The 11,535-nt window shown below is 33.9% G+C and carries 15 protein-coding genes; 2 read left to right on the forward strand and 13 right to left on the reverse strand.

The genetic code is table 11. From position 1 onward, the window contains the following. The 12 genes from MOZ64_RS11395 to MOZ64_RS11450 form a co-directional block, all read right to left on the reverse strand. Positions 1–187, reverse strand: a 187-nt coding sequence (locus MOZ64_RS11395; RefSeq protein WP_320326663.1) for a class II fructose-bisphosphate aldolase, incomplete at its 3' end; no start/stop codon positions are given. An 8-nt stretch (positions 188–195) separates the two neighbouring features. Further along, positions 196–1,242 (reverse strand): zinc-dependent alcohol dehydrogenase, encoded by a 1,047-nt coding sequence (locus tag MOZ64_RS11400; protein ID WP_320326677.1) that lies wholly within the window; start codon positions 1,240–1,242, stop codon positions 196–198. Between the two features lie 47 nt (positions 1,243–1,289). Further along, the gene (locus tag MOZ64_RS11405; RefSeq protein WP_320326678.1) at positions 1,290–1,718 is read right to left on the reverse strand and encodes a PTS sugar transporter subunit IIA domain-containing protein; all 429 of its coding nucleotides are present in this window, start codon (positions 1,716–1,718) and stop codon (positions 1,290–1,292) included. Between the two features lie 74 nt (positions 1,719–1,792). Further along, on the reverse strand, positions 1,793–2,848 hold the full coding sequence (locus MOZ64_RS11410; protein ID WP_320326679.1) for a galactitol-1-phosphate 5-dehydrogenase: 1,056 nt from the start codon (positions 2,846–2,848) through the stop codon (positions 1,793–1,795). 15 nt (positions 2,849–2,863) lie between these two features. Continuing rightward, positions 2,864–3,418 (reverse strand): SIS domain-containing protein, encoded by a 555-nt coding sequence (locus tag MOZ64_RS11415; protein ID WP_320326680.1) that lies wholly within the window; start codon positions 3,416–3,418, stop codon positions 2,864–2,866. Positions 3,419–3,421: 3 nt separating this feature from the next. Continuing rightward, the gene (locus MOZ64_RS11420; protein ID WP_320326681.1) at positions 3,422–3,706 is read right to left on the reverse strand and encodes a hypothetical protein; all 285 of its coding nucleotides are present in this window, start codon (positions 3,704–3,706) and stop codon (positions 3,422–3,424) included. 11 nt (positions 3,707–3,717) lie between these two features. After that, positions 3,718–4,773 (reverse strand): galactitol-1-phosphate 5-dehydrogenase, encoded by a 1,056-nt coding sequence (locus MOZ64_RS11425; protein ID WP_320326682.1) that lies wholly within the window; start codon positions 4,771–4,773, stop codon positions 3,718–3,720. A 17-nt stretch (positions 4,774–4,790) separates the two neighbouring features. Further along, a complete protein-coding gene (locus MOZ64_RS11430; protein ID WP_128520361.1) occupies positions 4,791–5,267 on the reverse strand; it encodes a PTS sugar transporter subunit IIB in 477 nt (158 codons plus the stop codon). Positions 5,268–5,270: 3 nt separating this feature from the next. Further along, positions 5,271–5,675, reverse strand: a complete 405-nt coding sequence (locus MOZ64_RS11435) for a PTS sugar transporter subunit IIA (protein WP_320326683.1) — start codon at positions 5,673–5,675, stop codon at positions 5,271–5,273. Next, positions 5,672–6,352 carry a ribulose-phosphate 3-epimerase gene (locus MOZ64_RS11440; protein WP_320326684.1) on the reverse strand — a complete coding sequence of 227 codons (681 nt, stop codon included), beginning with the start codon at positions 6,350–6,352 and terminating at the stop codon, positions 5,672–5,674. The genes MOZ64_RS11435 and MOZ64_RS11440 overlap by 4 nt, the downstream gene beginning before the upstream one ends. Positions 6,353–6,427: 75 nt before the next feature. Continuing rightward, the gene (locus MOZ64_RS11445; RefSeq protein ID WP_320326685.1) at positions 6,428–7,246 is read right to left on the reverse strand and encodes a PTS system mannose/fructose/sorbose family transporter subunit IID; all 819 of its coding nucleotides are present in this window, start codon (positions 7,244–7,246) and stop codon (positions 6,428–6,430) included. Between the two features lie 2 nt (positions 7,247–7,248). Next, positions 7,249–7,992, reverse strand: a complete 744-nt coding sequence (locus MOZ64_RS11450) for a PTS mannose/fructose/sorbose/N-acetylgalactosamine transporter subunit IIC (RefSeq protein ID WP_320326686.1) — start codon at positions 7,990–7,992, stop codon at positions 7,249–7,251. Between the two features lie 502 nt (positions 7,993–8,494). Between MOZ64_RS11450 and MOZ64_RS11455 the strand changes: the two genes are divergently transcribed. Continuing rightward, on the forward strand, positions 8,495–9,262 hold the full coding sequence (locus tag MOZ64_RS11455; protein WP_273344789.1) for a MurR/RpiR family transcriptional regulator: 768 nt from the start codon (positions 8,495–8,497) through the stop codon (positions 9,260–9,262). Positions 9,263–9,335: 73 nt separating this feature from the next. On the opposite strand, the gene MOZ64_RS11460 is transcribed toward MOZ64_RS11455, so the two are convergent. Beyond that, entirely contained in the window at positions 9,336–9,878 is a 543-nt protein-coding gene (locus tag MOZ64_RS11460; RefSeq protein ID WP_320326687.1) for a hypothetical protein, read from the reverse strand. A 184-nt stretch (positions 9,879–10,062) separates the two neighbouring features. Between MOZ64_RS11460 and MOZ64_RS11465 the strand changes: the two genes are divergently transcribed. Then, positions 10,063–11,085, forward strand: a complete 1,023-nt coding sequence (locus tag MOZ64_RS11465; RefSeq protein ID WP_320326688.1) for a zinc-dependent alcohol dehydrogenase family protein — start codon at positions 10,063–10,065, stop codon at positions 11,083–11,085. Positions 11,086–11,535: the final 450 nt, after the last annotated feature.

The raw sequence follows: 11,535 nt of genomic DNA on the forward strand, positions 1-11,535 counted from the left end.
TCTCTTCTAGATAGGCTACATCATTTTCTTCATGCGTCTGAGCAAACGCTAAGATGGTTGGCATATTTAAGGTTTCTGCCGCTTCTAGAATGGCTTGGATATTCTCAAAATTGACAACATTGAAAGCTCCAATGGCAATCTTTTTTTCATTCGCTATTTGAAATACTTCATTTAAATCCGCTAACATAGACCCTCCTATTTTGAAAATTCGATCAATACTTTATATGATTCTGGACTTGCGGCATATTCCAGAGCTTCAACGATGTCATCAGGTTTATATACACGTGAAATTAAAGGTCGCACATCAATGATTGACTTACAAATACAATTCAAGGCACGACGATAAGTTTCTCTTGTTCCATTCTGAGTCCCCGTTACATAAATTTCTTTTGAATGAATACGTCCAGCATTCACTAAGATGGGATCATTTGGATGAATCGAACTAAACATATTACAGGAACCTGTTTTTGCGGTCATTTCAATGGCTTGGGCAGCAACAGCTGGTATGGCTGTGGTATTAAAGACAACATTGGCGCCTCGACCATTGGTTAGATCCTTAATTTGTTGAACCGCATCCGATTCCATTGGATTGATGGTTACATCGGCTCCCATTTTACGAGCAAAAGCTGCACGTTCTGGATTTACTTCACTAACGATCACTCGTGCTCCTTGTTTTTTTGCACATAATACATGTAACAATCCCATCGCACCACCGCCAAGAACAACGACATCATCGCCCATTTTGATTGGCGTACGCTGGATACTATTGATGACACAGGCTAATGGTTCTGTTAATGCTGCAATATCCGATGGAGTTTCTTTTGGATATATGTATATATGGCTTGCTTTTACTACAGCATATTCTGAAAATCCGAAGAAACCAGAATATCCATTTGAATTAAAATAAGCGGGACCTTTGGTGAATTCGTCACAAATGTTTTCATTACCAAACTTACAATCATCACAAATACCACATTCATCCGTAGTGTTATTAATCACATGGTCGCCAACATGAATTAGATTCTCATTCACATTGGGGCCTAATTTTTCAACAACTGCTGAATATTCGTGTCCACCAATATGTGGATATGAAAAATTATTATCTCCTTTATAATCCCTGACATCATTGACACAAATAGATGCCGTCAATACCCGTAACAATACTTCACCATCTTTTGGCTCAGGAACAGGAATATCTTTAATGTTATATGTATGCGGTGCTTCTAAAATACACGCTTTCATTTTTATTGAATATCTCCTTTTATAGAAAAAGAAGCCCTTAAGCTTCCTCAAATTTTATTATCTTCGTCATCTTTCATTTCATCAAAATTAAATTTTGCAACTTGTTGTTGACCAATTTGCACAGCAATATCAGCTAGTTTTTCAACGGTCATGCCTTCTTCTTGTCGAGCTACAGCAATCTCAATGAGCATGCCCATATTGGTTCCACCAACAACTTGCATATTTTTCTTTTCATTAGCAATTTGAGCACTTAACTGAAAAGGCACACCACCAACTAAATCGGATAACACTATGATAGAATCACAATAGCTTAGAAATTCAACCGTTGCCAATAGATGGTCATAAAAAACCTCTGGGGCATCCTGAATATGAAAATCAACTGTTACGCAATTATCTAAATTACCAATGAACCATTCTGCGCTTGAAGTTAATCCAGAAGCAAAATTTCCATGTCCAGTAATAATCATTCCTATCATAAGTATCCTCCATTTATGAATATTATCTTACTTAATATTCCACTTTGCAATTTACTTAGTTTTATTAATCATTTTTATTCGTCTAATTCAGGTTCCACTAGGATTTTATAGAAGAACTCTGTATGATCTGCCATGATACGAATACCATCATAAACTTTAGAAAGAGGTAATCTAGATGATATTATTGGTTTAGCAACAATCTTTCCGTCTCGCAGTGCTTCTAATGAAATATCCCACGCATTATGAGGGGTATTTTTCATTTCAAAAGCCCATGTACCTTTAATCGTAATTTGACGTCTTAAAATCTTTTCAAAAGTATCTACTTGGATTTGAAGAGGTTTTATAGGACGCCCTACTAGCCCTAGTTTACCATTATGTTTCAATAATGATATAGCCTCATTAAATACAAATTCAGATCCACTCGCTTCAAAAACAGAATCGACTCCCTGCTTATTGGTTTTCTCAAAGATAATTTTTTTAGGATCAACTTCCTTTGAACAAATCGCATCTGTCAATCCGATTTTTTTTGCAATTGCTACCTTTTTAGAATCTAAATCAATCGCAAATACATGATTGGCACCCATCGCTTTGGCCCATTGTGCAATAAAGATTCCAATTGCGCCTAATCCATATACAGCAACATCATCACCATAATGTATACCGATATTAGATGCTACATGTTGAGCTACCGTAATCGGTTCTAACATAGCAGCACATTCAAAATCTACCCCATCTGGCACTAAAACTAAATTATCTTTAGGAACTCGACAATATTCTGCAAAACCACCATCATTCCGAGACCCTAAATAATCATAATTTGTACACAATTGAAAGTTTCCAATTTCACATTGATTGCATTCATGGCAAGGAATTAATGGAATAACTGCAACATTTTTATTCAACCATTTTGAATCTACATTTTTTCCAATTTTTACTATCTGGCCACCAAATTCATGGCCTGGAATCGTTGGAAAGTGGTATGTTCCCGTTTTTAACACCCGAGGAACGTCTGATCCACAAATTCCGCACGCCTTTACTTTCACTAATACATCATCATTCCCGATAGTGGGTATTTCAACATCTTCATATCTTAAATCATCTATACTATGTAAAACACTAGCTTTCATCATTTTATTTTTATTATCCTACTCCAAGTTTGCATGTTTTTTCCACAACAAATGTAAATCTTTAATACCTTTTTTCTGTACAATTTTCATAGCAACCATGTCACCCAAAAGTAGCAAGCTCTGTTCAAATAAGCTACTCATTATTTGATTTGAATGTATTTCATCCTTTAAATATAGTTTGGTTTGACATGGAATGCGAACAAACAAATCTTCATATGGCTTCATTGAACTTTCGCTATTAGAGCCAATATGAATCGTTTGGGCTCCATATTTCTTCGCTAATTTAATTATCGATAGTGGAAAAATACTTTCTCCGGACCCAGAACCAACAATTAATATATCATCCGGAGTGATGGCTGGTTCATTAATTTCACCAACATAATAGGCATCAATTCCTAAATGATTCAATCGTTTTTCCCATGCTTGCAGCATGAGTAATACACGTCCGACACCAACAAAAAACACCTTTTTTGCCCCACAAATCATCTCCACCATCTGATCAACTTGAGAATTATCAATAGTTTCAAATACCCTATTTAATTCATCAAGCACTATATCTTTATTTGAATCCAATATCTACTCCTTATCAAACAACGCATAGAAATCATCTTCATATAATTTTACATTGGGTTTTATCGTTTTATTAATTTGGCTAATTGCCATGGAAAATAGGCCAAGTAAAAATTTTTTATCTTTTGTTCCATATGCATTTATAACCTCATTCATCTTTATATTTAACGCATTAATTTGTTTTTTGTATTTATTTACATATAAATGGCCAAGAAAATTCTTTTCTTTACCAAAAATTTCGCTTTGGTGCTCATTTATAAACTGTGTAAAATCATATTTATACTTGACCATTTTTAAATCTCCTACTCTTTATCTAGCTTTGCGCTATACATTGCTTTACATATAGTAATTTCATGGTCATGGATTTGGTCAAAAAGCTTTAGCATATCCTGTATACCTGCGGTATGTGTAATTAAATCATTTACTTTCAACTTTCCATTTTGAATCATTTCTACCGTATACTTCCATTCATTAATTGGTGTATTTGAATATGCTGAATTCCAGATACCATACATATTCAATTCCTTTCGTAATAATGTAGAATGATTTTGTAATTTTATCGTGGTATCATTTGATGGATTTCCCATCCAAACTACATTCCCTCCATATCTTACAATTTGTAAAGCATCGTTGATTCCTCCAGAAGATCCTGTTCCTTCGATCACGACATCAGCCCCACGACCATTTGTCAAATGATCAATAATCTGCTTAGCATCTTCCTTCAGCGAATTGATTACTGTCAATCCTCTTTCTTTTGCGAAAGCTTCTTTTTCTTCATTGATTTCGGTCAATACAACCTGGCTAGCGCCAAAAAGTTTAGCCCATCGTGCAATCAAAATTCCAATAGGCCCTGCACCTAAAACAACAACTGTTTGACCTGCAGTAACGCGGCCTTTACGAATTGCATGTTGCGCAACACAAGCCGGTTCGGTGATTGCCAAATGTTCAAGATTAGCATCATCATTCGCTAATACCAAATGCCATCTAGAAGGAATCAAACAATATTGTGCAAAACCGCCATTATTTCTAGATCCTAAATATCCATAATTCTGACATTGATTATAGTTTCCAATCTCACAAGAATCACATTTTTTACATGGAATCAATGGGAAAACGGCCGCTTTTCTTCCAATCAAATCATTATCTTTTTGATCACCAACAGCAACTACTTCACCTGCAAATTCATGGCCTAAAACGACAGGATTGACGCGAGTACCTAATTTATATACACGAGGAATATCCGAACCACAAATTCCACAAGCTCCAACTTTTAAAAGAATTTCTTCTCCTTTCGGTTCTGGAACCGGTAAATCTACTAGTCGAAAATCATTTACTGCATATAAACTCAATGCTTTCATTTGTTCACACTTTCCATTTACTTTAACAATCCATTCACATCAATTGCTGCTGCAGTTGCAACAATTTGAATATATACACGAATTCCTTTTTCATCAAAATACTTAAAGCATTCTCTTTCTTCTTCAGAAGCAGAAATATTTTTATATAACTTTTCACGTCCTTGCTTCATTCCCATTCCACCAACATTGATCTCATTAATATCTAAACCTGCATCAACTAAAGGTTTCAAGCTCAATGGTGTTTTTGCTAAAATGAACGTTGGAACTTTAAGCCCTTCTTTTACCTTAGTAATTGCATCATCTTCCGTTAGCGCAATTACTTTTACACCTTTTGGTGCAGCATTTTGTAATACAAAAAGCATAAAATCATCTTTTGCCACTTTATTATCAACAACGATAATTTGCTTAGCAGGCATGATTTTCATCCACGATGTCATGACTTGTCCATGAATTAAACGATCATCAATACGTACAAACAATAAATTTTTTTCCATATATTATTCCCCCTCGTTAGTGTATTTCACTAAGTCTATACTGTCTGGTGCAGCATCTATCAAACATTGAGCTAATTCATCAAGAGTAGTATTTTCGTTTCGATTCAAATTTGCCGTTAATGCCAATGGTAAATTCATACCAACAACAATATAAATATGTTTTTTTTGACATAACATTAAACTTTGATTAAACGGTGTTCCTCCTCTTAAATCAGCTAGTACCAGAACTCCATCTCCTGTATCCATTCTATTTACAGCTTTTTCTAGCCGATTACCATAGGATGAAGGATCATCTTCTGGCATTAGTGATACTACTTCTGTTTGACACATTTCTCCAGATATCATTTCTGTACTATTACGCAATCCTTCTGGAAATTTACCATGTCCAGCAAATACTAGTCCTATCACGAATCAACCACTTCCAATTCTGTTTTATATTTATGATAATTTTCCTCAAAACTATCCAATCCTGTAATGATACTTGAAGTACCAACAACAAATACATTAGCTCCTGCCTGTCTCATTGCTTTAGCATTTACCATGGTTGTATTACCATCTACTACAATATCAGCATTCTCTTTGCCATTTTCATCTAATAATTTTCGAGTTCGTTCAATTTTTTCGAGTGCTGACGGAACCATCTTCTGTCCAGCAAAACCCGGATTTACTGTCATTAAAGTTACATAATCTATCAAATCAATACATTCTTCCAAATATCCCAATGGTGTCCCAGGATTCAATACCAAGCCAGCACTACAACCATGTTCATGTATGGATTGTAGCAATTTGTATGGTTGATATGTCGTTTCTGGATGAAAAGAAATTTTGTCTCCCGCCATAATATGATACATATCAATAAATTTTTCTGGATTGGTACACATAAAATGCATATCCACTGGTAAATCACTTAATCGTTTTACATCATTATATGTTGTAACTCCCAACATCACATTATCAACAAAGTGCCCATCCATTACATCAAAGTGGATACTATCTAATTTTACTTTTGCAAATAAATCAAGATATGGCTTAAATTCTTCTACCTTGCAGCACATGATTGATGGAGAAATTTTCACTTCTTTCACTCTGATCCTCCTTTAAATAATCAAGCTATGACATTCATATGAGGTAATATCATAGCTTAATTAATTCTTTTATATTTATGCTGCCGATAAAATTCCTAAATATGAACAAACAATACCAAATACAAAGATGATCAAAATAATCAAAGTAGGATTCATTTTCTTATTTACCATACGCCATACCAGCAAAGTTATAATTAATGGAATAGCACCAGGCAACAAGGTGTCAAACATATCCTGAACAACAACTTTTACTTCACCGGATCTGAACGTTAGCGGACATTTAACAGCAACACGAGAATAAGCCATATTTCCGACAACAACGAGACCAATGATACTAAATGCTTCTGTGATCTTATCCAAGGTTCCAGATTGCAACAATGAAACAATTGCTTGTTTTCCTTGTTTGTAACCCATCATGAAGCAGTTATATCCAAAGAAAATCATCAATGCTTTATATACAATTTCAAATAGCAAAGGTCCTGCAATATTTCCTTGCAATGCAAATTGGCAGCAAATACCTGCTAAAATTGGATAAACAACAGCTTGAGAAACTGTATCACCAATACCTGCCATAGGTCCCATCAAACCAGTACGTAAAGAGATGATATCTTCATCTTCAATAGCTGCACCATTTGCTTTCTGCTCCTCCATCGAAATCGTAATTCCATGAATAACAGTACCAATCCAAGAAGGTTCAGTATTAAAGAATTCCATGTATTTCTTTAACGCAGCAACTTGCTCTTCTTTGGTATCATATAGTTTTGTGACTACAGACATCATCTGGTTCGTCTGTCCCAAAGCCTGTAATCGTTCATAGTTATAACAAGTTTCACTTGAATAGGACAATACCCAAGCCTTAACTAAATCCTTATGTGTCAAATGATGTTCTGCCATAATTATTCTGCCTCCTCTGTATCATTTTGGAAGTAATACATAACTGCGGCAACGCATGATGCGAAGACGAAGCAAGCCATCGTATCCAATTTGAAGTACACGGTTAAGAAGAAACCCAAGAAGAAGAAACCAATAAGTTTTTTCTTTCCAATGTAGTTCAACAACATACCAATACCTAAAGCTGGCATAATAGATGCAACTAAGTTTAAAGCATTCGCTAAGCTCTTAGGGATTGAAGCAATCATATTTTGTGACCAGGTTGCTCCATACACAATCATCAAGAATACTGGTAAACCATACAATAATAAGGACAATATTCCAGATGGCAAATAATTCATCAGGCGTACACCTCTTAAGTTACCTTCTTCCAAATATTTATCAGCACGATGTACCCAAAATGCATTGATTGTCATATACGCTGTATTCTGTACAATACCAATTAACGATAATGCAGCTGCAAATGTAACAGCCATTCGTGGATCTGCTTTTGAAATAATTGTCAAAGCGGTTCCATAAATACCTGCAACCATCAAGTTTCCAGGCATAGATCCTCCTGCTGTGATCCATCCTAAATAAGTTAATTGAATATAAGCTGCTGCTTTCATTCCTAAGATTGGTTGTCCCATGAACACTCCAACTAAGAAACCAGACCATAATGGATATAACCAAGTTCTTGTAATCAAATGATTGAACCACCATTGACTACCTGTTGCCAGCAACGCTACTAAAATTGCTGATAAAATCATAAATTTCTGTCTCCTTTTCTGTTATTATGTATACAGGGAGAAATAAAATTCTTATTCGACAATCATTAAGTACATGCTAACCTTTCTTAATGATTGTATATACCTAATTTTGTTTCCTCCCTTCTTTAGAATTCTTTTCTCCGATCTACGTTTATATCATAATGAATCATTTCCATCTTTGGAATACGATTTCATTCAATTCCTTTTCATATTTTTGGCGGATTTTCCAGTTTTTGAAAACCTTTACAAAATATCCTGTCAATGATATAGATGATATATGTGATTCAATCCTTAACTTCAGACATATATGTACTATATTTTTACAAGCCGGTTACTATTCTCAAAATAGAAATTTTAATTGTTTTATTATATATTATGTATAACAATTATGAATTGAATTGCATAATTAAAACTGGCCTATCGATTCCATTATGCCTAGTGTTTATTCGTTTAATTCAACACATTACATTGGATTTTATCCTAGAAAGGGAGTTTTCATTTCATGTCTTTAATGTTAAATACAGATTTATATCGTGAATTGTCTGATTCCGAAAAAAAAGTTATTGACTATATTGAAACTCACGAAAACAAAGTTGAATCATTCTCAATTACAATGATTGCCAACCGTACTTTTACATCAACGGCAACCGTATCTCGTGCTATTAAGAAAATGGGATTTTCTGGTGGAATTTCTGAATTACGCTATAGCATCTCAATCAATAAATCTCCCTCAGAAGATGATCATGAAAAGAAAAACGAAGATATTGGCAACGTCAATCAGATACTAGCTAAATCATACCGTGAATGCATGTATACCATAGACAATATTGTAATAACAGATATATTAAAAGTTATTGATTTTATAAAGTCAGCAAATCGTATTATCTTGTGTGCACTTGGATCATCCGCCATGGTTGCACAAGAATTCCAAGAACAACTCTTAATGCTTGGATATACCCCAATCCTCATGGCTGATGAAGTTTGGTTAAAACGTAGTAATCTAGTAAAACAAAACGATTTAGTATTTATCATCACCACTTTAAATACTAGACCGGTTTTATTTGACATGGCCAATCGGGCTAAACATACAGGAGCAAAAGTTGTTACATGTGTCTGTAAGGAAGGTACAAGTTTACAGGGTATATCGGATATCACAATAATTGGACATACAGAAAACATTGTAAATACATCTATCATGTCACAAACTTCTAGACTGTCTTTAATGATAATCACACGTACAATCACAGAATATCTGGCTTTATATGAATAAAAAAATCAGTTCTACCAATCATTTAATATGAAAAATCTCACATTAAACAAGGATAGAACTGATTTTTATATTTTTATAAATGATTTTTATAGTGATACATTTTAAATATTCTATAACCAAAATAAAATGATATTACAGCAGCTAAATACGTACCAAACATTGCTATTCTGGAAGATGCAATATCCTTTGAAATAAAGGAATTGATAATCAATAATATTCCAATAACAATGAAAAACATCATTTTGGCAATCAAAGAAGAATTCGTTTCTTCTACATCCTTCTCATCGATATCATACTTTTTTGTATGATTTTTTTTCATATTATAATTTTCTATTCGCACAGAATTTTTTAATACCTTTCGATATTCATATTCCAAAAATATAAGCAATATACATGGTACGACAATAGAAATCAATAAATTCGGAACAATTGTAAAATAAATTAACAATCCAATTACTAAAACAATATAATATCGGAGTTGTAAAGTTTGAAACAATCCTTCCTGATCTTCTTTAATTTGATAAGCACGCTTTTCTTTTGGTACATAGTAAATAGCTCTTCCCCGTGCATCTCTATATATATTTTTTCCGCTAAGTTTATATTTTTGATTCTTCATTCTATTCACCTTTTTCAGCACAATTATATCTAAATTTTTATTCTATGTGAGCGTTTGTAAACGAAAACATTTACAACTTCCATATAAAAAATACATTTTATAAAATCCTTTTCATAATGCTTCCACCTTCTTTATTTTCAAGATTTTTTTATGTTATAACGCAACCAGAAGGAGGCTTCAATCAATGAAAGCTGTAATATATTTTGGAAAACATGATGCAAGAGTATCTGATTTTAAAGAACCACCAATGGGAGAAGATTGTGTGAAAATTGCCGTAAGTTATTGTGGTATTTGTGGAACAGACATTCACAAATTTAATGGGATGGGTGGATCACGTCCTGTTATTCCACCTGTAGTATTAGGACATGAAGCAAGCGGTATAGTTGTGGATGTAGGCTCAAAAGTAACAAGTTTCAAAGTTGGTGACCGTGTCGTTGCAGATCCAAACTGGAGTTGTGGTCATTGTTATTATTGTAAAAACGGACAAACCCATTTATGCGAAAATTCACGTGGTGTAGTCAAAGGATTTGCCGAATATATTTGTCCTCCTGAATCGAATGTATATAAAATTCCAGACTCCTTATCTATGGAACATGCTGCTTTGACAGAACCATTATCTTGTAGTATTCATGGCATGGATTTGGCAGAAGTTAAAACAGGTGATACTGTACTTATTGTAGGTATGGGATCTATCGGATCCATGATGGTTGAACTTGCTAGAATTTCTGGTGCTTCAAATATTATTGTTGTTGAGCCTGTAAAAGAAAAAGAACCACTTGCAAAGAAATTAGGTGCTACATTATTTATTGATCCAACCACACAAGATGTCAATCAAGTAGTCAAAGATGCTGGTATTGAGAACGTTCAACATGTCATTGAATGTGTAGGCTTAAAAAATACAATCGAAAACTCTTTTGAATATGCTGGAAAAGGGGCAACTGTTGTTTTATTTGGATTAGGCGATCCTAATAATCCTCCTGTATTTAATCAGTATAATGCATTCCAAAAAGAATTAGTTATAAAAACAAGTTTTGTAAATCCACACACAACACAACGCGCTATCAATTTATTATCACATGATCAAATTCATTGTGATGACATCATTGTAAAAATCATGGAGCCTGAAGAAGTTCCAAAAGAACTAGCTAGTAAAACCTACTTTAACAAAGGAAAAGTCCTTGTTAGAATGAGCGGAAAAGAAAACTAATAATTATATGACAAAAAGAAAACAGAAAATTTTTGTAAATATAATCGGTGTCGTATTATTTGCAGTTCTTCTCTTTTTAGGATATAAGCTTGGAGGTTTATTCCTATAAATTAATGCAGTCAGAGATAGTTATATCATCTCTGGCTTTTTGTTCATAAAAAAAGAGAATTCCTTATAAAAACTTCCCTAAGACAGAAGAGTATATTGAAATATGTATTAAGCTTTGGCTACATCTTTAGTGATCATTAGATCAGCTCCAGAACCACAAATGTTGGCATCCACGACATCATCACGATGAACTGGTACTTTCATGATAGCAAAACTGTAAGCGTCAGATAAATCAGTGTCTATGATGTTATAAACAAAACCCGTTGTGAACAAACAGTTATTTGTATCATAACGGGTTTATTTACATATTGTCTTTATATCACTGCACCATGGCAGATAATC

It is taken from the genome of Absicoccus intestinalis (assembly GCF_033971885.1).
Taxonomy (GTDB): domain Bacteria; phylum Bacillota_I; class Bacilli_A; order Erysipelotrichales; family Erysipelotrichaceae; genus Absicoccus; species Absicoccus intestinalis.